Source organism: Pseudomonas sp. H26/SER47-MNA-CIBAN-0231 (assembly GCF_040310465.1).
GTDB lineage: Bacteria > Pseudomonadota > Gammaproteobacteria > Pseudomonadales > Pseudomonadaceae > Aquipseudomonas > Aquipseudomonas atacamensis.
The window spans coordinates 182,144-206,912 of record NZ_JBEOPW010000002.1 but is presented as its reverse complement, the minus strand read 5'-3'; the positions used below and the strand labels follow the sequence as shown (position 1 = coordinate 206,912).

18 protein-coding genes are annotated in these 24,769 nt (G+C 61.1%); 7 read left to right on the top strand and 11 right to left on the bottom strand.

The genetic code is table 11. From position 1 onward, the window contains the following. Positions 1 to 247 precede the first annotated feature (247 nt). From AAEZ10_RS03825 to cobA, 6 genes are all read left to right on the top strand, one after another. Positions 248 to 1,459 carry a nitrate/nitrite transporter gene (locus tag AAEZ10_RS03825; RefSeq protein ID WP_016773839.1) on the top strand — a complete coding sequence of 404 codons (1,212 nt, stop codon included), beginning with the start codon at positions 248 to 250 and terminating at the stop codon, positions 1,457 to 1,459. Between the two features lie 7 nt (positions 1,460 to 1,466). Then, positions 1,467 to 3,137 carry a bifunctional protein-serine/threonine kinase/phosphatase gene (locus AAEZ10_RS03820; protein ID WP_350567767.1) on the top strand — a complete coding sequence of 557 codons (1,671 nt, stop codon included), beginning with the start codon at positions 1,467 to 1,469 and terminating at the stop codon, positions 3,135 to 3,137. Between the two features lie 418 nt (positions 3,138 to 3,555). Further along, entirely contained in the window at positions 3,556 to 6,009 is a 2,454-nt protein-coding gene (gene nirB / locus AAEZ10_RS03815) for a nitrite reductase large subunit NirB (RefSeq protein WP_350567764.1), read from the top strand. Continuing rightward, positions 6,006 to 6,323 (top strand): nitrite reductase small subunit NirD, encoded by a 318-nt coding sequence (nirD, locus tag AAEZ10_RS03810; RefSeq protein WP_016773836.1) that lies wholly within the window; start codon positions 6,006 to 6,008, stop codon positions 6,321 to 6,323. The genes nirB and nirD overlap by 4 nt, the downstream gene beginning before the upstream one ends. Continuing rightward, a complete protein-coding gene (locus AAEZ10_RS03805) occupies positions 6,323 to 9,046 on the top strand; it encodes a nitrate reductase (RefSeq protein WP_350567761.1) in 2,724 nt (907 codons plus the stop codon). Before nirD ends, AAEZ10_RS03805 begins: the two co-directional genes overlap by 1 nt. A gap of 13 nt (positions 9,047 to 9,059) precedes the next feature. Then, the gene (cobA, locus tag AAEZ10_RS03800; RefSeq protein WP_350567758.1) at positions 9,060 to 9,830 is read left to right on the top strand and encodes a uroporphyrinogen-III C-methyltransferase; all 771 of its coding nucleotides are present in this window, start codon (positions 9,060 to 9,062) and stop codon (positions 9,828 to 9,830) included. Between the two features lie 69 nt (positions 9,831 to 9,899). On the opposite strand, the gene AAEZ10_RS03795 is transcribed toward cobA, so the two are convergent. From AAEZ10_RS03795 to ppsA, 8 genes are all read right to left on the bottom strand, one after another. After that, positions 9,900 to 10,934 (bottom strand): OmpA family protein, encoded by a 1,035-nt coding sequence (locus tag AAEZ10_RS03795; protein WP_071171582.1) that lies wholly within the window; start codon positions 10,932 to 10,934, stop codon positions 9,900 to 9,902. Positions 10,935 to 11,041: 107 nt separating this feature from the next. Further along, positions 11,042 to 11,632 carry an RNA polymerase sigma factor SigX gene (gene sigX / locus AAEZ10_RS03790; protein WP_016773832.1) on the bottom strand — a complete coding sequence of 197 codons (591 nt, stop codon included), beginning with the start codon at positions 11,630 to 11,632 and terminating at the stop codon, positions 11,042 to 11,044. A gap of 90 nt (positions 11,633 to 11,722) precedes the next feature. Continuing rightward, positions 11,723 to 12,547, bottom strand: coding sequence for a mechanosensitive ion channel family protein (locus AAEZ10_RS03785; protein WP_016773831.1), 825 nt, complete (start codon positions 12,545 to 12,547; stop codon positions 11,723 to 11,725). Between the two features lie 2 nt (positions 12,548 to 12,549). Beyond that, on the bottom strand, positions 12,550 to 12,798 hold the full coding sequence (locus tag AAEZ10_RS03780) for a hypothetical protein (RefSeq protein WP_003223293.1): 249 nt from the start codon (positions 12,796 to 12,798) through the stop codon (positions 12,550 to 12,552). Positions 12,799 to 12,861: 63 nt separating this feature from the next. Then, positions 12,862 to 13,857, bottom strand: coding sequence for a divalent cation transporter CmaX (gene cmaX, locus AAEZ10_RS03775; protein ID WP_073473971.1), 996 nt, complete (start codon positions 13,855 to 13,857; stop codon positions 12,862 to 12,864). A 21-nt stretch (positions 13,858 to 13,878) separates the two neighbouring features. Continuing rightward, entirely contained in the window at positions 13,879 to 14,370 is a 492-nt protein-coding gene (gene rraA, locus AAEZ10_RS03770) for a ribonuclease E activity regulator RraA (protein ID WP_016773829.1), read from the bottom strand. 210 nt (positions 14,371 to 14,580) lie between these two features. Further along, positions 14,581 to 15,570 (bottom strand): alpha/beta fold hydrolase, encoded by a 990-nt coding sequence (locus AAEZ10_RS03765; protein ID WP_122700448.1) that lies wholly within the window; start codon positions 15,568 to 15,570, stop codon positions 14,581 to 14,583. Between the two features lie 98 nt (positions 15,571 to 15,668). Continuing rightward, on the bottom strand, positions 15,669 to 18,038 hold the full coding sequence (ppsA, locus tag AAEZ10_RS03760; RefSeq protein ID WP_039762994.1) for a phosphoenolpyruvate synthase: 2,370 nt from the start codon (positions 18,036 to 18,038) through the stop codon (positions 15,669 to 15,671). Between the two features lie 174 nt (positions 18,039 to 18,212). Here ppsA and ppsR point away from each other — a divergent pair, with 174 nt between their 5' ends. Beyond that, positions 18,213 to 19,031: a posphoenolpyruvate synthetase regulatory kinase/phosphorylase PpsR gene (gene ppsR, locus AAEZ10_RS03755; protein ID WP_016773826.1), complete on the top strand. Its 819-nt coding sequence runs from the start codon at positions 18,213 to 18,215 to the stop codon at positions 19,029 to 19,031. Between the two features lie 111 nt (positions 19,032 to 19,142). Here the strand turns inward: ppsR and prpD are convergent, their stop codons facing one another. The 3 genes from prpD to acnD all read right to left on the bottom strand — a co-directional run bounded on the left by prpD (position 19,143) and on the right by acnD (position 24,654). Continuing rightward, positions 19,143 to 20,627, bottom strand: coding sequence for a 2-methylcitrate dehydratase (gene prpD / locus AAEZ10_RS03750; protein ID WP_350567749.1), 1,485 nt, complete (start codon positions 20,625 to 20,627; stop codon positions 19,143 to 19,145). Between the two features lie 186 nt (positions 20,628 to 20,813). After that, complete coding sequence (gene prpF / locus AAEZ10_RS03745) at positions 20,814 to 22,004, bottom strand: 2-methylaconitate cis-trans isomerase PrpF (protein ID WP_071171578.1); 1,191 nt, start codon at positions 22,002 to 22,004, stop codon at positions 20,814 to 20,816. 55 nt (positions 22,005 to 22,059) lie between these two features. Beyond that, positions 22,060 to 24,654 carry a Fe/S-dependent 2-methylisocitrate dehydratase AcnD gene (acnD, locus tag AAEZ10_RS03740; RefSeq protein ID WP_016773823.1) on the bottom strand — a complete coding sequence of 865 codons (2,595 nt, stop codon included), beginning with the start codon at positions 24,652 to 24,654 and terminating at the stop codon, positions 22,060 to 22,062. Between the last annotated feature and the right edge of the window lie 115 nt (positions 24,655 to 24,769).

Sequence of the window (24,769 nt, the reverse complement as noted above, 5' to 3'; positions counted from 1 at the left end):
GGGCTAGGGTGAGGGGCTTTTGCTTTTCAGCTGTTGGCACAAATCTCGCTAAGTAAAACGCACAGGTAACCAACGGCGGTTGCCCCACCTACGACAAAGACGTCGCTCACCCCGTTCGCCCCTCGGCGAATCAGGTAGCGGCGTTTTTGCGTTTTGGCCCCATAGAGCGGGGCCGGTGGTGCGGCCGTGAGGCGCTCCACCTGCTGTGCATGACTCCTTTCGAGACTCTTTTCAGCCGAGGTGCGCGATGAATTCAAGCTTCTGGAAATCCGGCCATACCCCGACCCTGTTCGCGGCCTTCCTGTATTTCGACCTGAGCTTCATGGTCTGGTACCTGCTCGGCCCGCTGGCGGTGCAGATTGCCGCCGACCTGCACCTGACCACCCAGCAACGCGGCCTTGTGGTCGCCACGCCGATTCTGGCCGGCGCGGTGTTGCGCTTCGCCATGGGCATGCTCGCTGATCGCTTGTCGCCGAAGACCGCCGGGCTGATCGGCCAGGTCATCGTCATCTGCGCGCTGTTCGGTGCGTGGAAACTCGGCATCCACAGTTATGAACAGGCGCTGATCCTCGGCCTGTTCCTCGGCATGGCCGGCGCGTCGTTCGCCGTGGCCCTGCCGCTGGCCTCGCAGTGGTACCCGCCAGAGCACCAAGGCAAAGCCATGGGCATCGCCGGTGCGGGCAACTCCGGCACCGTGTTCGCCGCGCTGCTGGCGCCAGTGATTGCCGCCGCGTTCGGCTGGAGCAATGTTTTCGGTTTCGCCCTAATCCCGCTGGTTTTGACCTTGGTGCTGTTCGCCCTGTTGGCAAAAAACGCCCCGCAGCGGCCAAAACCCAAAGCCATGGCCGACTACTTCAAGGCCCTCGGTGATCGCGACAGCTGGTGGTTCATGTTTTTCTACAGCGTCACCTTCGGCGGCTTCATCGGCCTAGCCAGCGCCCTGCCCGGTTACTTCAACGATCAATACGGTCTGAGCCCGGTGACCGCCGGCTATTACACCGCTGCCTGCGTGTTCGGCGGTAGCCTGATGCGGCCATTGGGTGGCGCGCTGGCCGATCGCTTCGGCGGCATCCGCACTTTGCTGGCGATGTATACCGTCGCAGCCATCTGCATCGCAGCGGTGGGCTTCAATCTGCCAAGTTCCTACGCGGCGCTGGCGCTTTTCGTCTGCACCATGCTCGGCTTGGGTGCTGGCAACGGTGCGGTTTTCCAATTGGTGCCGCAGCGTTTTCGTCTGGAGATCGGCGTGATGACCGGGTTGATCGGCATGGCCGGCGGTATCGGCGGCTTCGCCCTCGCCGCCGGTATGGGCGCGATCAAGCAAAGCACCGGCAGTTATCAACTGGCGCTGTGGTTGTTCGCCAGCCTGGGTGTGTTGGCTTGGTTTGGCCTGCACGGCGTCAAGCGTCGCTGGAGAACCACCTGGGGCTCGGCGGCGGTGACAGCGGCGCGGGTCTGAGGCCTCAATGGCCCTGCAACTGAGCTTCGCCGAAGCCAGCGCCACCGGCCCGCGCGCGGAGAATCAGGACGCCCTGCGTTCGGTGACTCCGGCGCCGGCACTGGCGGTGAGCAAGGGTTATCTGTTCGCCATCGCCGACGGCGTCAGCCAGTGCGCCGATGGCGGCCTCGCCGCGCGTTCGACCTTGCAGGCGCTGGCGCAGGACTACTACGCGACGCCGGAAACCTGGAGCGTGGCCCAAGCGCTAGATCGCCTGCTGCTCGCGCAAAATCGCTGGCTGCAGGCCAACGGCGGCGGGCAACCGTTGCTGACCACGGTCAGCGCGCTAGTGATGCGCGGTCGACGCTTCACCCTCGCCCACGTCGGCGATTGCCGGGTCTATCGCTGGCACGCCGAGCGCTTGCAGCGCATCAGCGAGGATCACGTCTGGGAGCAACCGGGCATGCAACACGTGCTCAAGCGTGCGCTCGGGCTCGATCAGCATCTGGTCTTGGATTTCCTCGACGGCGAACTGCGTGAGGGCGAAAGCTTCGTTTTGCTCAGCGACGGCGTCTGGTCGACCCTGGGCGATACCGCAATCGCGGCGATTCTGCGTGATCAAGCGGATCTGCCCAGCGCGGCGCAAACCTTGGTCAACGCCGCGCATCTGGCCGGCAGTCAGGACAATGCCAGTGCCCTGCTGGTGCGCGTCGATGCGCTGGGCGAAGCGAGCATTGGCGATGCGCTGGTGCAATTGCAGCAATGGCCACTGCCGCCAACGCTGAAACCCGGTCAAGCGTTTGAAGGCTGGCAGGTGCAAGGCATCATCGGCCAGAGCCAGCAATCATTGCTGTATCGCGTGCTCGATAGTCAGGGCCAGCCTTGGCTGTTGAAGACCTTGCCGACGCGGCTGGCCGACCATCCGCAAGCCGGGCAGGCGCTGCTGTCGGAAGAATGGTTCCTCAAGCGCGTGGCCGGCCGGCATTTTCCGCAAATCCATGCCTGCACTCAGCGTCAGCATTTGTATTACGTCATGCGCGAATACGCCGGGACGACGCTGGCCGACGTGTTTCAACATAGCGGCCCGTTGCCTTTGGCGCAGTGGCAGGACATCGCCGAACGGCTATTGCGCGCGGTCGGGCTGCTGCATCGGCGGCAGATTCTGCATCGCGACATCAAACCGGAAAACCTGTTGCTGGGGGATGATGGCGAGCTGCGCCTGCTGGATTTCGGCCTGGCTTATTGCCCGGGACTGTCCGAGGACGCGCCGTCGACCCTGCCGGGAACGCCTGGTTTCATCGCCCCGGAAGCGTTTCGCGGCGAACCACCGAGTGCGCAGCAGGATTTGTACTCAGTCGGCGTCACTCTCTATTACCTGCTCACCGGGCATTTCCCCTATGGCGAGATCGAAGCGTTTCAGCGGCCCCGATTCGGCGTGCCGGTGAGTGCCAGTCGCTATCGCCCGGACTTGCCGGAATGGCTGGCGCAAAGTCTGGAACGCGGCGTCGCCGCCGATCCGCAGCAACGCTTCGAAACCGCTGAAGAGTGGCTGCTGGTGCTGGAACAGGGTGAGCGGCAAAGTTTGAGTATGCGGCCCCGGCCTTTACTCGAGCGAGAGCCGTTGAAGGTCTGGCGGACCATGGCGTTGGTGGCGTTGCTGGGGAATGTGGTGCTGCTGGTTTTGTTGTTTCACAGTTGAACCGCGCCGCGCCATTCGCGAGCAAGCTCGCTCCCACAGGGGATTGGTGTCGTTCGCAGACACCTTGTGGGAGCGAGCCTGCTCGCGAAGGCATTCGGCTTCACACCGCATAACCCCAAGAATTAACGCGCCACGAACGAGCAACACGCCTCGATTCGGTGCAAAAAAATCTCCTGTCACAACCCCAATCCCCAATAAATACGCGTCCCCCCGAGTTGGCACAACCACTGCATTACCCTTTTCACCATACATAAAGCCCAACCTTCAACGACGAAGGCTGCGCTTCCCGAGAGAACGGGACCAGGACAAAGGCGTCCTCGCTAGGCAACTAGCGGGACGCCTTTTTTTGTTTGCGCAAAATTTGTCGAGCAAGGCCCGACGGCCCACCAGAGGCCAGCCGCAGCTCCCGGAGAACCTGATGAAAAAACTCAAACTGGTGATGATCGGCAATGGCATGGCCGGGGTGCGTACCCTGGAAGAACTGCTCAAGCTGAGCGACGAGCTCTACGACATCACCGTCTTCGGCGCCGAACCGCACACCAACTACAACCGCATCCTGCTGTCGCCGGTGCTGGCCGGCGAGCAGACGTTCGAAGAGATCGTCCTCAACGACCTCGACTGGTACCTGGAAAACAACATCAAATTGCTGCTCAACCGCAAAGTGGTGGAGATCGACCGGGTCAAGCGCCGGGTAATCGCCGAGGACGGCACCGAGGCCGAGTATGACCGTCTATTGATCGCCACCGGCTCGACCCCGTTCATCCTGCCAATCCCCGGCAACACCTTGCAGGGCGTGATCGGTTACCGCGACATAGCCGACACCCAAGCCATGATCGACACCGCCAAGACCCACAAGCACGCCGTGGTCATCGGCGGCGGCCTGCTCGGCCTCGAAGCGGCCAACGGCCTGATGCTGCGCGGCATGCACGTGACCGTGGTGCACCTCGGCGAATGGCTGCTGGAGCGGCAACTGGACAAGACCAGCGGCCAGCTTCTGCAATCGGCGCTGGAATCCCGTGGCCTGCATTTTCGCCTGTGCGAACAGACCCAAGCCCTGCACGATGCCGGCAATGGCCGGGTCGGTTCGGTGCAGTTCAAGAACGGCGACATCATTCCTGCCGATCTGGTGGTGATGGCCGCCGGCATCCGCCCCAACACCGAACTGGCAGAAAAGGCCGGCATTCCGTGCAATCGCGGGATTCTGGTCAACGACACCCTGCAAACCTACGACCCGCGCATCTACGCAATCGGCGAATGCGCCAGCCATCGCGGCATTGCCTACGGCCTCGTTGCGCCGCTGTTCGAACAAGCCAAGGTCTGCGCCAATCACCTCGCGCAACTGGGTTTCGCTCGCTATCAGGGCTCGGTGACTTCGACCAAATTGAAAGTCACCGGCATCGACCTGTTCTCCGCCGGCGACTTCATGGGCGGCGAAGGCACCGAGACCATCACCCTCTCCGACCCGATCGGCGGCGTGTACAAAAAACTGGTGATCAAGGATGACGTGCTGGTCGGCGCCTGTCTGTACGGCGATACGGCAGATGGCGGTTGGTATTTCCGGCAGATTCGTGAGAATCACGCCATCGGCGAGATCCGCGATCACCTCATGTTCGGCGAAAACGCTTTAGGCGACGTAGGACATCAGGGCCAGGACAAAGCCATGGTCATGGCCGACAGCGCCGAAGTGTGTGGCTGCAACGGTGTGTGCAAGGGCACCATCGTCAAGGCGATTCAGGAACACGGCCTGTTCAGCGTCGATGAAGTGAAGAAACACACCAAGGCTGCCAGCTCCTGCGGTTCCTGCGCCGGTCTGGTCGAGCAAATTCTGATCAATACCGTGGGCGGCGCGGCGGACGTCAAACCGAAGAGCGAAAAAGCCATCTGCGGTTGCAGCGACCTCAACCACGGGCAGATTCGTCACGCGATCCGTCAGGAACACCTGCTGACCATCGCCGAGACCATGAGTTACCTGAACTGGCGCACGCCCAATGGCTGCGCGACCTGTCGCCCGGCGCTCAACTACTACCTGATTTCCACCTGGCCGGGCGAAGCCAAGGACGACCCGCAATCGCGTCTGATCAACGAACGCGCCCACGCCAACATCCAGAAGGACGGCACCTATTCGGTGGTGCCGCGCATGTGGGGCGGCGTGACCAATCCATCGGAACTGCGGCGGATCGCCGATGTGGCCGACAAGTACAACGTGCCGATGGTCAAGGTCACCGGCGGTCAGCGCATCGACTTGCTGGGGATCAAGAAACAGGACCTGCCCGGCGTGTGGAAAGACCTCGACATGCCGTCCGGCCACGCCTACGGCAAATCCATCCGCACCGTGAAAACCTGCGTCGGCAGCGAGTTCTGCCGCTTCGGCACGCAGAACTCGACGCAACTGGGCATCGAACTCGAGCACGACCTGTTCAACATGTGGTCGCCGCACAAAGTGAAGCTGGCGGTGTCCGGTTGCCCACGGAACTGCTCGGAAGCGGGCATCAAGGACGTAGGAATTATCGGCGTCGACTCCGGCTGGGAGATGTACATCGGTGGCAACGGCGGGATCAAGACCGAAGTCGCCGAGTTCTTCGTCAAACTGAAAACTGCCGAGGAAGTCCGCGAATACAACGGCGCATTCCTGCAGCTCTACCGCGAGGAAGCCTTCTACCTCGAACGCACCGTGCATTACCTGCAACGGGTCGGTATGGAGCACATCAAGAAGAACGTGCTCGAAGACGCCGAGCGGCGTAAGGCCCTGAATGAGCGCCTGCAATTCTCCCTGTCGTTCGAACAGGACCCATGGAAAGAGCGCCTGGCGCAGCCGCAACTGAAGAAAGAATTCGACGTGATCCCCGTGAAAAACCTGGAGGTGCCGGCATGAACTGGCTCGATATCTGTGCGCTGGAAGAGATCAACGCCCTCGGTTCGCGGATCATTGCCGGGCCGAAAGGAGACATCGCGATTTTTCGTACAAGCGACGACGAGGTTTTCGCCCTCGATGACCGCTGCCCGCACAAGGGCGGCCCGCTGTCGCAAGGCCTGATCTACGGCAAGCGCGTGGCCTGCCCGCTGCACAACTGGCAGATCGACCTGGAAACCGGCGAAGCTCAGGCGCCAGACATCGGCTGTGCCCATCACCATCCGGCGCGGGTCGAGAATGGCCGGGTGCAACTGGCCCTGCGGGACGCCATCTGATGAACCGCCAGACGACCGCCTCGACCTGCTGTTACTGCGGGGTCGGCTGCGGCGTACTGATCGAGCATGACGGCGAGCGCATCCTCGGCGTCAGCGGCGATCCGGCGCACCCGGCCAACTTCGGCAAACTGTGCAGCAAAGGCTCGACGCTGCACCTGACCGGCGACCTCGCCACCCGCGCCTTGTACCCGGAACTGCGCCTGGGCAAAGGCCTGGCGCGCAGCCGTACTGACTGGGATACCGCCCTCGACCACGCGACCAACGTGTTTGCCGAAACCATCGCCGAACACGGCCCGGACAGCGTGGCGTTCTACATCTCCGGGCAGTTGCTCACCGAGGACTACTACGCCTTCAACAAACTGGCGCGGGCGCTGGTCGGCACCAACAACATCGACAGCAATTCGCGGCTGTGCATGTCCTCGGCGGTGGTCGGCTACAAACGCAGCCTCGGTGCCGATGCGCCGCCGTGCAGTTACGAAGACCTGGAGCTGAGCGACTGCGTGATGATCGTCGGCAGTAACATGGCCTACGCCCATCCGGTACTTTTTCGTCGGCTGGAGGAAGCCAAATCCCGTCGCCCGCAGATGAAAGTCATCGTTATCGACCCGCGTCGCACGGACACCTGCGATTTGGCTGACCTGCACCTGGCGATTCTTCCGGGCACCGATGTCGCCTTGTTCCATGGGATTTTGCATCTGCTGCTGTGGGAAGACTGGATCGATCGCGATTTCATCAAGGCGCACACCGAAGGCCTCGCCGAACTCAAGACGCTGGTGCGCGATTACACCCCGCAGATGGTTTCGCAACTGTGCGGCATCAGCATCGAGCAACTGCAGCAATGCGCAGAATGGGTCGGCACGGCGCCGAGCTTCCTGTCGCTGTGGTGCATGGGCCTGAATCAGTCCACCGCCGGCAGCGCAAAGAACAGCGCGCTGATCAATCTGCACTTGGCCACCGGGCAAATCGGCCGGCCCGGTGCAGGACCTTTCTCCCTGACGGGTCAGCCAAATGCGATGGGCGGGCGGGAAACCGGCAGTCTGTCCAATCTGCTGCCCGGTCACCGCGATGCCGCCAACCCGGAGCATCGCGCCGAGGTGGCGGCGTATTGGGGCGTGGAGAGCTTGCCCGAGGCGCCGGGCCTGAGCGCCATCGAACTGTTCGAAAACCTGCGCAGCGGCAAAATCAGAGCACTGTGGATTGCCTGTACCAATCCAGCGCAATCGATGCCAGACCAGAGCGCAGTCCGCGCAGCGCTTGAGGCCTGCCCGTTTGTGGTGTTGCAGGAAGCCTTTCGCACCACCGAAACCGCTGCGTTTGCCGACCTGCTGTTACCCGCCGCCAGTTGGGGCGAGAAAGAAGGTTCGGTGACCAACTCCGAGCGGCGCATTTCCCACGTGCGCAAAGCGGTTGTCGCACCGGGCGAAGCGCGGCCGGACTGGGCAATCACGGTGGATTTCGCACAGCGTCTGGAGAAACGTCTGCGCCCCAAGCAGCCAAGTCTGTTCGCTTTCGATCAACCTTCGCAGTTGTTTGATGAATTCAAAGCGCTGACCCGTGGGCGAGACCTGGATCTGTCCGGGATCAGTCATGCCTTGATCGACCAGATCGGTCCGCAGCAATGGCCCTTCCCTGCCGGCGCCCGGCAAGGCACGCCACGCTTGTACGGCGACGGCATTTTCCCTACAGCCAATGGCCGCGCGCAGTTCATTGCGGATCCGTACCGCGCCGCCAAGGAACAACGCGACGCGCGCTTCCCGCTGACTTTGATCACCGGCCGCCTGCGTGACCAGTGGCACGGCATGAGCCGCACCGGCACCGCCGCGCAATTGTTCGGCCACGTCAGCGAAGCCGTGCTGAGCCTGCACCCGGACGAGATGCGCCGGCACCGCTTGCAGCCCGGCGATCTGGTCAGTTTGAAAAGCCGCCGTGGCGCGGTGATTGTTGCGGTCGGCAACGACGACAGCGTGCGTCCGGGCCAGGCGTTTCTGCCGATGCACTGGGGCGATCGCTATCTCAAGGGCGGCGTCAACACGCTGACCTTGCCGGCTTTTGATCCACTGTCCAAACAACCGGAGCTCAAGCACAGCGGCGTGCGTCTGGAGGCAGTCAACCTGCCGTGGCAGCTGTTCGCCTTGATCGAGGGTGATGTTCAACGGCATTTCGAGACGCTACGACCGCTGTGCGAGGCGTTTTCCTACGTCAGCCTCAGCCTTGTCGGTCGTGACCGGCCAGCGTTGCTGATACGCGCTGCACACGCCGAGGCGCCGGATCCACAGCTGCTGGGCGAGATCGACCAATGCCTGTCCTTGCTGGATGGCCCGGTTCTGGCCTATGACGATCCGCGTCGCGCCATTGGCAAGCGGGTGCGCATCGAGAACGGCCGTATCACTGCGATTCGCCTGGCCGGCGAAACCCTTGCGCAACACTGGCTGCAAAGCCTGTGGCTGGAGGGCCGCGCCGACCAACAACTGCGGCGCTGGCTGCTCGCGCCGATGAGCGCGCCGCCGGGCGCGCCGCCGGGCGCTGTCGGCGCCATTGCGACCGACAAGACCTTGTGCAATTGCGAAAACGTCAGCCTCAACGCAGTCTGCGCCGGCATTCGCCAGGGACTGGATCTGCAAGGCCTGAAAAACAATCTCCGATGCGGTACGCAATGCGGTTCCTGCGTGCCGGAAATCAAGCGTCTGCTGGCTGCCGAAGCGCGGCCGGTCGCGGTCATTTAACGAGGACAACACCATGAATGCGAAAGTCTGGCTGGTGGGCGCAGGCCCTGGCGATCCGGAGTTGCTGACGCTCAAAGCGGTGCGCGCGTTGCGCGAGGCCGATGTGGTGATGATCGATGATCTGGTCAACGACGCGGTGCTGGAGCACTGCCCGGCTGCGCGGGTGATCCCGGTGGGCAAACGCGGCGGCTGCCGTTCGACCCCGCAGGCGTTTATCCATCGGCTGATGCTGCGTTATGCGCGCCAGGGCAAATGCGTGGTGCGCCTGAAGGGCGGCGATCCGTGTATTTTCGGGCGCGGTGGCGAAGAAGCGCAGTGGTTGCGCGAGCGGGGGATTGAAGTGGAACTGGTCAATGGCATCACCGCCGGTCTGGCCGGGGCGACGCAATGCGATATTCCGCTGACGTTGCGTGGCGTGGCACGCGGAGTAACGTTGGTGACTGCGCACACCCAGGATGACAGCCAGTTGAACTGGCAGGCGCTGGCGCAAGGCGGGACGACGCTGGTGGTTTACATGGGCGTGGCCAAGCTGGGCGAGATTCGTGATCAGCTGTTGGCCGGAGGAATGGCGGCGCATACGCCAGTGGCGATGATCGAAAACGCCTCGTTGGCGCATCAGCGTGAATGTCGCAGTGATTTGACTGCGATGGCTGAGGATGCCTCGGCGTTTGAATTGAAGAGCCCGGCGATTCTGGTGATTGGCGCGGTGGCTGCTGTCGTGGAAGAGCAAAAGATCGCAGCCTTCGGCAGCTCCGGGACGGCGTACAACGTGCAGGCGCTTTAAGCGTCAAAGCCAAATCGCAGACAAAGAAAAGCCCGGCCTGAGCCGGGCTTTTCCATCAGCGGCAGCTAATTACTTAGCTTGAGCTTCAACCTGCGCTTCTACGCGACGGTTTACAGCGCGGCCAGCGTCAGTTTTGTTGTCAGCAACTGGGCGGGATTCGCCGTAGCCAACAGACTGAACGCGGGACGATTCAACACCGTACTGGTTGGTCAGAACTTGCTTAACGGCGTTTGCACGACGCTCGGACAGTTTCTGGTTGTAAGCGTCAGGACCGACGGAGTCAGTGTGACCTTCAACAGTAGTGGTGGTGGATGGGTACTGCTTCATGAAGTCAGCCAGGTTCTTGATGTCGCCGTAGCTGTTTGGCTTGACTACCGACTTGTCGAAGTCGAATTTCACGTCCAGCTCAACACGAACAACTTCAGCAACTGCTGGGCAGCCATCAGCGTCAACGGTTACGTTGGCTGGGGTGTCCGGGCACTTGTCAACGTTGTCGCAAACGCCATCGTTGTCGCTGTCGGAGCAGACTTCAGCAGGTGCTGGAACTGGAGCAGCAGCTGGCTTGGAGCCGCCACCGAAGTTCACACCGATACCGACGCTAGGAGCCCACTCGGTGTCGCCCTGGTCGATGTTGTACTGAGCTTCAACGCCGGCACGGGCGTAGAAGTTCTCGGTGAAGTACAGCTTGGCACCGCCGCCAACGTTGGCGAAGGTGGAACGGTTACGACCGTTCGAACCGTTCTGGTCGATGCTCTGGTCAGAGAAACCGGCCGAAACGTATGGACGAATCATGTCGCCTGGGTTGTTGAAGTGGTACAGAGCGTCCAGAGCGGTGTTAGCGCCTTTGACGTTCTTGCCATCGTCGGCACGTACGTTGTGCACTTCGTCGTAGCCCAGACGCAGTTCAACGTCGTCGGTCAGGAAGTAACCGATCGAACCGCCGAACAGGTTGCCGTTGTTCTTGAAGTTACGAGCGCTGTCGAATTGTTCTTTCTTAGCGAAGCCTTCGATTTCAACTGCGCCTTGGCCTTGTGCCAGAGCGCCGATCGAAGTGGCGGCAATCAGAGAACCAATGGCCAAGCCCAAGGTGTTTTTCAGTTTCATCCGTTAAATCCCCATCTGGTGATTGTGAAGCAGTCCCGCAAACCGGGGGACAACTCGGCGGCAAGTCTATCAGAACTTGCCTACACGTAAGAGATATTTGCGCTGAACTAAGTTTCAGCAATGCCTGCAAATTTCTCACGCAATTTATCTAGAGCGCGTTTGTAACGCATTTTTGTCGCACTCAAACCCATATGCATGATGTCTGCGATCTCCTGAAACTCCAGCTCTGCGACAAATCGTAGCACCAGAATTTCGCGGTCAATCGGATTCACATACACCAGCCAGCGATCAAGCCCACCCTTCTCCTCCGGCTTCGGCGCCTTTTCTTCAGACGCTTCTTCAAGAGGGTCCAGACTGAGAGCGTCCATCAAGCGACGCTTACGCCGTTCCTTCCGATACTGCGTGATGCATTCGTTGTAAGTGATGCTGTAAAGCCAGGTTTTGAACTTCGATTTCCCCTCGAAGTTCTTCAGGCCGTACAGCACCTTCAGCATCACTTCCTGACAGACATCGTCTGCGTCGCGATCGTTCCCAAGATATCTCGCGCAGACGTTAAATAATGTTCGCTGGTAACGCCGCATCAACTCTTCGTAGGCGCGCGTTACGTGAAACAGCTCGGTATGCGAGCGCGCGACCAACTCCTCATCAGAGAGCTCGCGGGGGTCGTAGCGCGTGGATAGCGGTTGGGCTTTATTCAAAACAAGTCGTGCCGACAGTCAGGTCAATGTCCGCCACAACCAGCCTCGGCTGGCATTTTGCGGCGGCATACATTAGCAGGGTTTGCCGGTTTAGCGGCTACTCACATGCTGTTCCAGCAGGATCCGATTGGAGAGAGAGACTAGCTCACCCTCATCGGTCAGCAATGTGGTTTTAACCGTGCCGATCTCTTCGATCTGGCCTTCGACCTCGCCAACACGCACTTGTTGCCCAACCTCGTACAGCTCACGCACATAGATTCCCGCAAGAATCTGACCGGCGATTTCCCGGCTTCCCAAACCCATGGCCAGCGCAACTGCCAGACCAACGGTAATCAATACGATGACAATCACATGGTTCAGCAGGTCGGTCTTGACCTCGAGCTGGCTGATCGCAACCGAAATGCTGATGATGATCACCAGCCCCTGCGCGATCCGCCCCAACCCCGAAGCGTAGTCCAGGCCTACGCCTTCTGCTGCGCCGCGCACCAGCCCGTTGGCCAGTTGCGCGAGCAGCACACCGACCAGCAACACCAGCGCGGCGCCGAATACTTTCGGCAGATACAACGCCAGCATGTCCAGCGTAGCTGAAACTCGTTCAAGGCCAAGGGATTCTGCCGCAGATACCAGAAAAATCAGCAGAACGAACCAGTAGACGATTTTACCGATCAAGGTCGAGATCGGCACCTGCAGCCCGGCGCGCGACATCAGCTTGGTCAGCCCGGTGCCGCCCATCAGGCGATCGAGGCCCAGTTTGGCGAGCAATTTGGAGAGCAAGGTGTCGAGCAGCTTGGCCACGACGAAACCCAACAGCAGCACAACCAGTGCGCCGAACAGGTTCGGAATGAAGTTAGCGACTTTGGTCCACAACGCAGTCATTGCAGTGACGAGGCTCTGAGTCCAGAGATCAAGTTCCATATTCAATCAGCCTTATCAGCAGTGCGAGCAGTGGTTTTACGAAGACGGGAAACCGGCGAGACATGCGCCGAGCCATTGTTCAGGGCGATCATCAGCGCGGGCAGCCAGCGGCCCAGCAGGCTGAACAGATCACCGGCGCCGACCTGGCGGTTGGCGGTTTTGAGTACGCGGCCAAGGCACGCATCGTCGTCGCGGCTGGACGGCGAAGCGTTGAGCATGTCGCGCAAAGACTGTTCAAACGGATCGTGCATACGCACCTCTCGTGATGTCTGTGAAAGACGCGGGCAGATTTACTCGGGTCACATGCGCCATGTTCACACCCAGCGCAATCGACGGAACAACCACCACTGGCCGCATGCCAGGGCGAGCACCGTCAGGCAGGCGATCAGGAACCCATACGGGCTTTCGGCGAACGGAATACCGCCGACATTGATGCCGAGCAGACCGGTGATGAAACTCATCGGTAAAAAGATGCAGGTAATAATGCCGAAGCGGTACATGGTGCGGTTCATGTGCACGCTCAAACGCCGGTCTTCGGCCTCCAGCACAAGCCCCACGCGCTCTCGGGTCAATTCGAGCTCTTCCAGATAACGGGTCAGGCTGTTGTTCAATTCGTTCCAGTAGTCGGCGTCGTCTTCGACGAACCACGGCAGTTTGATCCGCGTCAGCTGTCCGAAAATATCCCGCTGTGGGGCGAGAAAACGCTTCAGCCCAGCGGCTCTGCGGCGGATGTGCAAAATGGCCCCATGCTCGGGGGTATACCGTTCGTCGGCGTCGAGTTTTTCTTCCTCTTCATCCACCACTTCCGACAGGCATGTGACCAGATCCTGCACTTTATTGGTGAGGAACTGCGCCAGATACAGCATCAATTCCGAAGAAGTTTTCGGCCCTTTGCCCTCAACGAGGAGCGCCAGCAACTCATCCGTAGCCCGCAACGGACGCAAGCGCAGGGAAATCACTCGCTGAGCCGAGGCGAAAATCCGCACCGAGACCATGTCTTCCGGCTCGGCGCCCGGGTTGAGATTGACCCCGCGCAGAAACAGCAGCAGCTCGGAGTCGGGCAATGGCAACAGACGCGGGCGAGTATTCTCTTCCAGCAACAGATCGCAGGTGAATTCATTGAGCCCGCTGGACTTGCGCAGCCAGGTCTGGGTCTGCGGATGGCTGCGATCCCAGTGCAGCCACAGGCTTTCATGGGCCTGCAGCTGCAAATCGTCGAGCTCAGTCCGGGCTATCGAACGCGCACCGCCCTTGCCGTCCAGCACCAGGGCATGCACCAGCCCCCATTGCGCGTTTTCTTCCTCGAACATCCGCATCCCTTGTCGAAAAGCTTATTCAGGCATTTTCAGCGGGCTCGGCGACACGATCACGCCGTTGTTGTCCGCATAAATGTACTGGCCTGGGTGGAACGTCACGCCGGCGAACGTCACCGGGACGTTGAGGTCGCCAATGCCGCGCTTGTCGGTTTTCATCGGATGGCTGGCCAGCGCCTGCACGCCGAGATCGGTCTGGGCGATGACGTCGACGTCACGGATGCAACCGTAGATCACCAGCCCTTCCCAACCGTTCTGCGCGGCCTTGGCGGCGATCATGTCGCCCAGCAGGGCGCGGCGCAGCGAACCGCCGCCATCGACCACCAACACCTTGCCCTTGCCATTGAGTTCGGCCTGTTCCTTGACCAGCGAATTGTCTTCGAAGCACTTGATGGTCACGATTTCGCCGCCGAAGGAATCCCGGCCGCCGAAATTGCTGAACATCGGTTCCAGCACCTGCACCAGCTCCGGGTAGGCGTCGCACAGGTCAGGCGTAAGGTAATGTTCCATCGAAAAACTCCTGTAACAAGGAAGACGATCAAGGATGCCGCATTCTGATGAGACGAGTTCCGGCGGTCGCTGTTTACCTTAGTCCATGCCATGGTCGCTGAGCGAACCTGAACCGCAGCTGAAACGTTATCGCTAAACAGTCACGAAATATGACCGGAACCGCACAATGCGTCATATCTTAGCCGCAAGCCAGGCTGAACGGAACGCCCCTCACACCGCAGCGGCCAGATCCGTCGCCTGCGCCAGCAATGGCGTCTGCTGATCGTTCAACCAGCGCGCCACCAAGGGCCACACTTCAGCCTGCGCTGCTTTGCTCACCAGCATTTCGACATGACCGAAATTGTCCGAGAAGCCCTGCTCGCGGCCCAGATTGATGAACTGCTTGCACTCGGAACCGATCTGCTCGAACAGCTTGCGGCAGGCCCATGCCGGATCCTGATGATCGCCCGCTGCGGTCACGGCCAACACCGGCACCTGCACCTCGGCAAGTCCGGCCCACCAGTCCTTGTCCTTGTCGCCGAAGCGGCCGAACAAGCCGTACCAGCGCATGCTTTCGATGGCCAGGCCGATCGGCTCGTCTTCCGGGCCGCGTTTGAGGCGTGAGCCGGACAACTGCGCGAAACGCTTGAGAATAAAGCGCCCGCCCCATTCCACCGGTGGGATTTTCAACGGCCAGTAGGTGCGGCTGACCTGCGTGCCGAAAAACGCCGCCGAGGCCACGGCCGGTTCGCCGAGATATTCGCCACCGAGCGCCGCCGCCAGGGTGATGCCGCCCAGCGAATGGCCGATCCAGTGCGGGATCTGTCCGCTCTGCTCACGCACGAACGCGGCAATCGCCGGCAGATCGTAGCGGGCGTAGTCGGCCACACGATTTCGCCGATAGTCTTCGTTGCGCTGAGACAGGCCGTGACCGCGCATTTCCGGGATCCACACGTCGAAGCCCAGCCGCGTCAGATACGCGCCGAGCCCGAGGCCTTTGGGGGAAAACCAGAAGCGCCGATTGGAAAAGCTGCCGTGCAACAGAATCACCGGCACGCCGCGTGGCGCCGTGTCATCGGCCATGCCCAGGCGGGTGACGGCGATCTCTACGGACCAGTCCGGGCTGTTGCCGGGTTTCAATCGATAGACGTCTTCGCTCAGATCGCCGCGCCGCTCGGCGCTGATCAGCGCGACAGGAAACAGGTTGCTGCTGCTTTGCATAATGCTCTTGCACAAAAAAGGGCGGCATCCGCTGGAGCCCGCCCTACTTCAATCTCAAGGCCCGCTCCCACATGGGGCGCGGGCCAATTACATACTGATCAAGCCTGACCTTCGGCGAGGAAGAACCAGGTTTCCAGCACGGTGTCCGGGTTCAGCGACACGCTTTCGATGCCCTGTTCCATCAGCCACTTGGCCAGATCCGGGTGGTCCGAAGGACCCTGACCGCAGATGCCGATGTACTTGCCGGCCTTGTTGCAGGCCTGAATGGCGTTGGCCAACAGCTTCTTCACCGCCGGATTACGCTCGTCGAACAAGTGCGCGATGATCCCGGAGTCACGGTCCAGACCCAAAGTCAGTTGGGTCAGGTCGTTGGAGCCGATCGAGAAACCGTCGAAGAATTCGAGGAATTCCTCGGCCAGAATCGCGTTCGATGGCAGTTCGCACATCATGATCACGCGCAGACCGTTCTCGCCGCGCTTCAAGCCGTTCTCGGCGAGCAGATCGACCACCTGGCTGGCTTCGCCCAGAGTACGGACGAACGGCACCATGATTTCCACGTTGGTCAGGCCCATCTCGTTACGCACACGTTTCAATGCGCGGCATTCGAGCTCGAAGCAATCGCGGAACGATTCGCTGATGTAACGCGAAGCGCCACGGAAGCCCAGCATCGGGTTCTCTTCTTCCGGCTCGTAGAGCTTGCCGCCGATCAGGTTGGCGTATTCGTTGGACTTGAAGTCCGACAGACGCACGATGACTTTTTTCGGCGTGAACGCTGCAGCCAGGGTGCTGATGCCTTCCACCAGTTTGTCGACGTAGAAGTCGACCGGGTCGCTGTAACCGGCAATACGCTTGTCGACGCTGTCCTTGATTTCCTGCGGCAGGCCGTCGTAGTTCAACAGCGCTTTCGGGTGCACGCCAATCATGCGGTTGATGATGAATTCCAGACGCGCCAGACCAACGCCGGCGTTCGGCAATTGCGCGAAGTCGAAGGCGCGATCCGGATTGCCGACGTTCATCATGATCTTGAACGGCAGCTCCGGCATGGCGTCGACGGAGTTCTTCTTGATGTCGAAGCCCAGTTCGCCTTCGAAGATGTAGCCGGTGTCGCCTTCGGCGCAGGACACGGTCACGCCCTGGCCATCCTTCAGCAGCTGGGTGGCGTTGCCGCAACCGACCACCGCCGGAATGCCCAGCTCACGGGCGATGATCGCCGCGTGGCAGGTACGCCCGCCCCGGTTGGTGACAATGGCGCTGGCGCGCTTCATCACCGGTTCCCAGTCCGGGTCGGTCATGTCGGAAACCAGCACGTCGCCCGGCTGGACTTTGTCCATTTCCGAGACGTCTTTGATGATGCGTACTTTGCCGGCGCCGATGCGCTGGCCGATCGCCCGACCTTCCACCAGCACGGTGCCGGTTTCCTTGAGCAGGTAACGTTCCATCACGTTGGCCTGGGTGCGGCTTTTCACGGTTTCCGGACGCGCCTGCACGATGTACAGCTTGCCGTCGTCACCGTCCTTGGCCCACTCGATGTCCATCGGGCAGCCGTAGTGCTTCTCGATGATCATCGCCTGCTTGGCCAGCTCGCTGACTTCGGCGTCGGTCAGGCAGAAACGCGCGCGTTCGGCCTTGTCGACATCGACGGTCTTGACCGAACGACCGGCCTTGGCCTCGTCGCCGTAGATCATCTTGATGGCTTTGCTGCCCAGATTGCGACGCAGGATCGCCGGACGACCGGCTTCCAGCGTGCCTTTGTGTACGTAGAACTCATCCGGGTTGACCGCGCCTTGTACGACGGTTTCACCCAGGCCGTAAGCGCCGGTGATGAACACCACGTCACGGAAACCCGATTCGGTATCGAGGGTGAACATCACGCCGGCGGTGCCGGTTTCCGAACGCACCATGCGCTGCACGCCAGCCGACAGGGCGACCAGTTTGTGGTCGAAGCCCTGGTGCACGCGGTAGGAAATCGCACGGTCGTTGAACAGCGAAGCGAACACCTCTTTGGCGGCGCGGATAACGTTTTCCACACCACGGATGTTCAGGAAGGTTTCCTGCTGACCGGCGAAGGACGCGTCCGGCAGGTCTTCGGCGGTGGCGGAAGAACGCACGGCCACGGCCACATCAGGATTGCCCGCCGACAGCGCGGCGAACGCGGTGCGGATCTCGGTGTTGAGCTTTTCAGGGAATTCGGCGTCCATGATCCATTGGCGGATCTGCGCACCGGTCTTGGCCAGGGCATTGACGTCGTCGACGTCGAGCGCGTCGAGGGCCTTGTGGATCTGCTCGTTCAGGCCGCTCAGTTCGAGGAAGTCACGATAGGCCTGAGCCGTCGTGGCGAAGCCGCCGGGGACCGAAACACCGGCGCCTGCCAGGTTACTGATCATCTCGCCCAGGGATGCGTTCTTGCCCCCCACATGCTCAACATCGTGTTTGCCGAGCTTATCGAGGGAAACTACGTACTCTACCAAGGTGATCTCTCCACTAACTGTGTTGGAAAAGCTCAGAAACCGGCGGCCCGGGGGAGCCTTGGCCGGTTGTATGGCCTGGACCTGGAAAATAAGTGAGAATGCGGGCCAATGGCGGCCGGCAAATCGCGCCTATCATATCCAAGATTCGTTACTAGCTTAAGGCCCAAGGTGCAAATGAAACGATCTGCTTTCTTCATCTCCGATGGCACCGGCATTACCGCCGAAACCCTGGGTCAAAGCCTGTTGGCGCAGTTCGAAAACATTACCTTCAGCAAATTCACGCGGCCCTACATCGACAGCGTGGAAAAAGCGCGGGCCATGGTACAACAAATCAACAAAGCCGCTGAAACCGACGGCTTTCGGCCGATCATCTTCGACACCATCGTCAATCAGGACATTCGTGAGATTCTCGCAACGTCCAATGGTTTCATGATCGACATTTTCTCGACCTTCCTCGCGCCGCTCGAACAGGAGCTCACCGAGCATTCTTCCTACACCGTCGGCAAATCCCATTCCATCGGGCACAACTCCAATTACATGGAGCGCATCGAGGCGGTGAACTTCGCCCTCGACAACGATGACGGCGCGCGCACCCACTATTACGACAAAGCCGATCTGATACTAGTGGGCGTGTCGCGATGCGGCAAAACGCCGACGTGTCTGTACATGGCCATGCAGTTCGGCATCCGCGCGGCCAACTATCCGCTGACCGAAGACGACATGGAGCGCCTGACCCTGCCGACGGCCCTGCGCGCCCATCAGCACAAGCTGTTCGGCCTGACCATCGACCCCGACCGCCTGACCGCGATCCGCAATGAGCGTAAGCCCAACAGCCGCTACTCGAGCTACGCCCAGTGCGAATTCGAAGTGCGCGAAGTGGAAAACCTGTTCCGCCGCGAAAACATTCCGCATATCAATTCCACGCATTTCTCGGTGGAAGAGATTTCGGCGAAGATTCTGGTGGAGAAAGGCGTTGAGCGGCGGTTCAAGTAGTCCGGCGTTGCCTGATCTGGCGCCTTCGCGAGCAGGCTCGCTCCCACAGTGGACCTGCATCGTAACGACTGTGGGAGCGAGCCTGCTCGCGAAGAACGATAACGCGGTCTGTCAGAGCACAAACAGATCGATGAATCGATTCACCGCTGTGGCTTCCAGCCGCGCCTGATCCTCACAGAGCGCAAATATCTCAGCGCAACGCTGGCCGGCAAACCGCGTGGCCAGATTGGCCTTGAACTTGTCCTCCAGCAACGGAATGCCCTCGGCGCGGCGGCGGCGATGGCCGATCGGGTACTCCACCACGACGTTGTCGGTGCTGCTGCCGTCCTTGAAAAACACCTGCACGGCGTTGGCAATCGAGCGTTTGTCGGGCTCAAGGTATTCGCGGGTGAAGCGCGGTTCTTCGACAATCACCATTTTTTCTCGCAGCACATCGATGATCGGATGCGCCTTGTGGAAGTCGTCTTCGTAGTGCTCAGCCACCAGATTGCCGAATGCCAGCGGCACGGCGGTCATGTATTGCAGGCAGTGGTCGCGGTCGGCGGCATTGGCCAGCGGGCCGACCTTGGAAATGATGCGGATCGCCGATTCATGGGTGGTGATGACGATGCGGTCGATCTCATGCAGCCGATTGCGAACCAGCGGATGCAAGGTCACCGCCGCCTCGCACGCCGTCTGCGCATGGAATTCGGCGGGGAAACTGATCTTGAACAGCACGTTTTCCATCACGTAACTGCCGAACGGCCGGGAAAAGCTGAAAGCGCGCTTGTCCTCGGGCTTGAGCGCCAGATCGTTGTTGGTGTGGCTGAACGATACGTCATAGAAGCCCCACTGCTTCGCGCTCAAAACGCCGGGAATGCCCATCTCACCGCGCATGGCGATGTCGGCCAGGCGCACGCCGCGACTCGCCGCATCCCCTGCCGCCCAGGATTTGCGCGAGCCGGCGTTCGGCGCATGGCGATAGGTACGCAGCGCCTGACCGTCGGCGAAGGCATGGGACAGCGCCGACAGCATCTGCTCGCGATTGGCACCCATCAGTCTGGCGCTGACGGCGGTCGAGGCGACTTTCACCAGAATGACGTGGTCGAGTCCAACCCGGTTGAAGGAGTTTTCCAGAGCGATCACGCCTTGAATCTCGTGGGCCATGATCATCGCTTCCAGCACATCGCGGACCGTCAGCGGCGCTTCACCGTTAGCGATGCGTTTCTGTGACAGGTGATCAGCAACGGCGAGGATGGCACCGAGGTTGTCCGATGGATGCCCCCATTCGGCGGCAAGCCAGGTGTCGTTGTAGTCGAGCCAGCGGACAATGCAGCCGATATCCCAAGCGGCTTTGACCGGATCGAGGCGATAAGGGGTACCTGGGACCCGTGCACCGAACGGTACAACCGTGCCTTCGACGATCGGGCCGAGGTGTTTCGTGCATTCGGGAAAACGCAGGGCCAGCAGACCACAGCCCAGCGTGTCGATCAGGCAATTGCGCGCGGTGTTCAGCGCCTCGGCGGATTCGGGCTTGAAGGTGAGGACGTAGTCGGCGATGTCCTGCAGGACTGCGTCGTAATCGGGGCGGTTGTTCAGGTCGACGTTGGCGCTCATGTTCGATTCACTCGTGAAGTGGTTCGTTGATGGGACCTCGGTTCAGGGCTAACGATTTCTTATGATTGAAATGCAATCCACTGTGGGAGCGAGCCTGCTCGCGAAGGCTGAGTGTCAGTCAACATTTGCATGTCTGATGCATCGCTTTCGCGAGCAGGCTCGCTCCCACAGGGATATTGCTGTTGCTTAAAAGCAATCGCCGGGCACGCGGACATAGCCCTCCATGAGCACCCGCGCACTGCGGCTCATGATGGCTTTCTTCACCACCCACTCGCCATTCTCCAGCGTCGCCTCGGCGCCCACGCGCAACGTCCCGGACGGATGGCCGAAACGCACGGCATTGCGTTCAACGCCACCAGCAGCAAGATTGACCAACGTCCCGGAAATCGCTGCCGCCGTGCCGATCGCCACCGCTGCCGTGCCCATCATCGCGTGGTGCAGCTTGCCCATCGACAACGCGCGCACCAGCAGATCGACATCACCAGCAGCGATCGCTTTACCACTCGACGCTACGTAATCCGCAGGCTTGGCGACGAACGCGACTTTCGGCGTGTGCTGCCGCTTGGCGGCTTCTTCCAGATTGGCGATCAGGCCCATGCGCAACGCACCGTAAGCACGAATCGTCTCGAACATCAGCAGCGCTTTTGGATCGCCGTTGATCGCGCCCTGGAGTTCGGTGCCGGTGTAACCGATGTCTTCGGCGTTGACGAAAATCGTCGGGATCCCGGCGTTGATCATCGTCGCCTTGAACGTGCCGACACCCGGTACTTCCAGCTCATCGACCAGATTGCCGGTGGGGAACATCGAGCCACCGCCGCCCTCTTCTTCCGCCGCCGGATCCATGAATTCGACCTGCACTTCGGCCGCCGGAAAGGTCACGCCATCGAGCTCGAAATCACCGGTTTCCTGCACTTCGCCGTTGGTGATCGGCACGTGGGCGATGATGGTCTTACCGATGTTGGCCTGCCACACGCGCACCACCGCCACGCCGTTGTGCGGAATGCGGCTGGCGTCGACCAGACCGTTGCTGATGGCGAACGAACCGACCGCCGCCGAGAGGTTGCCGCAGTTGCCGCTCCAGTCGACGAACGGCTTGTCGATCGACACTTGGCCGAACAGGTAATCGACGTCGTGATCGGCGCGGGTGCTTTTCGACAGGATCACGGTTTTGCTGGTGCTCGACGTCGCGCCGCCCATGCCGTCGATCTGCTTGTCGTAGGGATCGGGGCTGCCGATCACTCGCAGCAACAAAGCGTCGCGCGCCGGGCCTGGAACCTGCGCTGCTTCGGGCAGATCCTTGAGGCTGAAGAACACGCCTTTGCTGGTGCCGCCGCGCATGTAAGTCGCAGGGATTCTGATTTGTGGTGCGTGAGCCATGATTGCTCCTTCTAAGCGGCCAAGGGACTCATCACCCCTCGGCCGCTGAACCTGTTTAAACGGCTACCGCCGATCCTTCAAGGAAGTCCTGTGCGAAGCGCTGCAACACGCCGCCGGCCTCGTAGATCGACACTTCTTCAGCGGTATCGAGACGGCAGGTCACCGGCACTTCGACGCGCTCGCCGTTCTTGCGATTGATCACCAGCGTCAGATCCGCGCGGGGTTTGCGTTCGCCGATCACGTCGTAGGTTTCGCTGCCGTCGATGGCCAGGGTGTGGCGGTTGGTGCCGGGTTTGAATTCCAGCGGCAACACGCCCATGCCCACCAGGTTGGTGCGGTGAATGCGCTCGAAACCTTCAGCGGCAATCGCCTCGACACCGGCCAGGCGCACGCCTTTCGCCGCCCAGTCACGGGACGAACCCTGACCGTAGTCAGCGCCAGCGATGATGATCAGCGGCTGCTTGCGTTGCATGTAGGTTTCGATGGCTTCCCACATGCGCATGACCTGGCCTTCCGGCTCGACACGCGCCAGCGAACCCTGCTTGACCTTGCCGTTTTCCACGACCATTTCGTTGAACAGTTTCGGGTTGGCGAAGGTCGCGCGCTGGGCCGTCAGGTGGTCGCCACGGTGAGTGGCGTAGGAGTTGAAGTCCTCTTCCGGCAGGCCCATTTTCGCCAGGTATTCGCCGGCGGCGCTGTCTAGCATGATCGCGTTCGATGGCGACAGGTGATCAGTGGTGATGTTGTCCGGCAGCACCGCCAGCGGGCGCATGCCCTTCAGCGGACGGGCGCCGGCCAGCGCGCCTTCCCAGTACGGCGGACGGCGGATGTAGGTGCTCATCTCGCGCCAGTCGTACAGCGGCGCGACTTTCGGCCCGGTGTCTTCATGCACGGCGAACATCGGAATGTAGACCTGACGGAACTGCTCAGGCTTGACCGACGACTTCACCACCGCATCGATTTCTTCGTCGCTCGGCCAGATGTCTTTCAGGCGGATTTCCCGGCCATCGACCACGCCCAGCACATCCTTCTCGATATCGAAACGGATGGTCCCGGCGATCGCGTAGGCAACCACCAGCGGCGGCGAGGCGAGGAATGCCTGTTTGGCGTACGGGTGAATGCGGCCGTCGAAGTTGCGGTTGCCGGAAAGCACTGCGGTCGCGTACAGATCGCGGTCGATGATCTCTTGCTGGATCAGCGGATCGAGGGCGCCGGACATGCCGTTGCAAGTGGTGCAGGCAAATGCCACAACGCCGAAACCGAGCTGTTCAAGTTCAGTGGTCAGCCCCGCTTCATCGAGGTACAGCGCCACGGTTTTCGAGCCCGGCGCCAGCGAAGATTTGACCCACGGCTTGCGCGTCAGGCCGAGCTTGTTGGCATTGCGCGCCAACAGGCCAGCGGCGATGACATTGCGCGGGTTGCTGGTGTTGGTGCAACTGGTGATGGCGGCGATGATCACCGCGCCGTCGGGCATTTGCCCCGGCACGTCATCCCACTGCCCGGAGATGCCTTTGGCCGCCAGATCGGACACCGCGACGCGGGCGTGCGGGTTGCTCGGGCCGGCCATGTTGCGCACCACCGAGGACAGATCAAAAGTCAGGCCGCGCTCGTATTGCGCGCCTTTCAAGCTGTCAGCCCAGAGGCCGGTCAACTTGGCGTATTGCTCGACCAGTTGCACTTGCTGGTCTTCACGACCGGTCAGTTTCAGGTAATCGATGGTCTGCTGGTCGATGTAGAACATCGCCGCCGTGGCGCCGTATTCCGGGGCCATGTTGGAGATGGTCGCGCGGTCGCCGAGGGTCAGCGCCGCCGCGCCTTCGCCGAAAAACTCCAACCAGGCGCCAACGACTTTCTGTTTGCGCAGGTATTCGGTCAGGGCCAGGACCATGTCGGTAGCGGTGATGCCCGGTTGCAACTTGCCGGTCAGTTCGACGCCAACGCTTTCCGGCAGGCGCATCCACGACGCGCGACCGAGCATCACGCTCTCGGCTTCGAGGCCGCCGACGCCGATGGCAATCACACCCAGCGCATCGACGTGCGGCGTGTGGCTGTCGGTGCCGACGCAGGTGTCGGGGAACGCCACGCCTTCGCGCACCTGAATCACCGGGGACATTTTCTCCAGGTTGATCTGGTGCATGATGCCGTTGCCCGGCGGGATCACATCGACGTTCTTGAAGGCCTTTTTGGTCCAGTTGATGAAGTGGAAACGGTCTTCGTTGCGGCGATCTTCGATGGCGCGGTTCTTCTCGAAGGCCTGGGCATCGAAACCGCCCGCCTCGACGGCCAGCGAGTGGTCGACGATCAATTGCGTCGGCACCACCGGGTTGACCTGCGCCGGGTCACCGCCCTGCAAAGCGATGGCGTCACGCAGACCGGCGAGGTCGACCAGCGCGGTCTGGCCGAGGATGTCATGGCAGACCACCCGCGCCGGGAACCACGGGAAATCGAGGTCGCGCTTGCGTTCGATCAGTTGCTTGAGGGAATCGGTGAGCGTGGCCGGGTCGCAGCGACGCACAAGGTTTTCCGCCAGCACGCGGGAGGTGTACGGCAGGGTGTCGTAGCTGCCAGGCGCAATCGCCTCGACCGCCGCGCGGGTGTCGAAGTAATCCAGCGGCGTGCCGGGCAGGTTCTTGCGGAATTCTGTGTTCATCGGGTCAGGACTCGGGTCACGGTGGTTGCAAAGGGTGGGCGTTACACCGACCTTGAAATTCACCCCGAACCCTGTGGGAGCTGGCTTGCCAGCGATAGCGGTGGGTCAGTCGACA

Excerpts from the sequence above, each read along its gene's own strand:
- AAEZ10_RS03805 (WP_350567761.1), top strand. The coding sequence starts at position 6,323 with ATGAACCGCCAGACGACCGCCTCGACCTGCTGTTACTGCGGGGTCGGC.
- nirD (WP_016773836.1), top strand. The coding sequence starts at position 6,006 with ATGAACTGGCTCGATATCTGTGCGCTGGAAGAGATCAACGCCCTCGGT.
- rraA (WP_016773829.1), bottom strand. The coding sequence starts at position 14,370 with ATGGAACATTACCTTACGCCTGACCTGTGCGACGCCTACCCGGAGCTG.
- nirB (WP_350567764.1), top strand. The coding sequence starts at position 3,556 with ATGAAAAAACTCAAACTGGTGATGATCGGCAATGGCATGGCCGGGGTG.
- AAEZ10_RS03785 (WP_016773831.1), bottom strand. The coding sequence starts at position 12,547 with ATGGAACTTGATCTCTGGACTCAGAGCCTCGTCACTGCAATGACTGCG.
- AAEZ10_RS03825 (WP_016773839.1), top strand. The coding sequence starts at position 248 with ATGAATTCAAGCTTCTGGAAATCCGGCCATACCCCGACCCTGTTCGCG.
- AAEZ10_RS03765 (WP_122700448.1), bottom strand. The coding sequence starts at position 15,570 with ATGCAAAGCAGCAGCAACCTGTTTCCTGTCGCGCTGATCAGCGCCGAG.
- cobA (WP_350567758.1), top strand. The coding sequence starts at position 9,060 with ATGAATGCGAAAGTCTGGCTGGTGGGCGCAGGCCCTGGCGATCCGGAG.
- prpD (WP_350567749.1), bottom strand. The coding sequence starts at position 20,627 with ATGAGCGCCAACGTCGACCTGAACAACCGCCCCGATTACGACGCAGTC.
- AAEZ10_RS03820 (WP_350567767.1), top strand. The coding sequence starts at position 1,467 with ATGGCCCTGCAACTGAGCTTCGCCGAAGCCAGCGCCACCGGCCCGCGC.
- acnD (WP_016773823.1), bottom strand. The coding sequence starts at position 24,654 with ATGAACACAGAATTCCGCAAGAACCTGCCCGGCACGCCGCTGGATTAC.
- AAEZ10_RS03780 (WP_003223293.1), bottom strand. The coding sequence starts at position 12,798 with ATGCACGATCCGTTTGAACAGTCTTTGCGCGACATGCTCAACGCTTCG.
- AAEZ10_RS03795 (WP_071171582.1), bottom strand. The coding sequence starts at position 10,934 with ATGAAACTGAAAAACACCTTGGGCTTGGCCATTGGTTCTCTGATTGCC.
- prpF (WP_071171578.1), bottom strand. The coding sequence starts at position 22,004 with ATGGCTCACGCACCACAAATCAGAATCCCTGCGACTTACATGCGCGGC.
- ppsR (WP_016773826.1), top strand. The coding sequence starts at position 18,213 with ATGAAACGATCTGCTTTCTTCATCTCCGATGGCACCGGCATTACCGCC.
- cmaX (WP_073473971.1), bottom strand. The coding sequence starts at position 13,857 with ATGTTCGAGGAAGAAAACGCGCAATGGGGGCTGGTGCATGCCCTGGTG.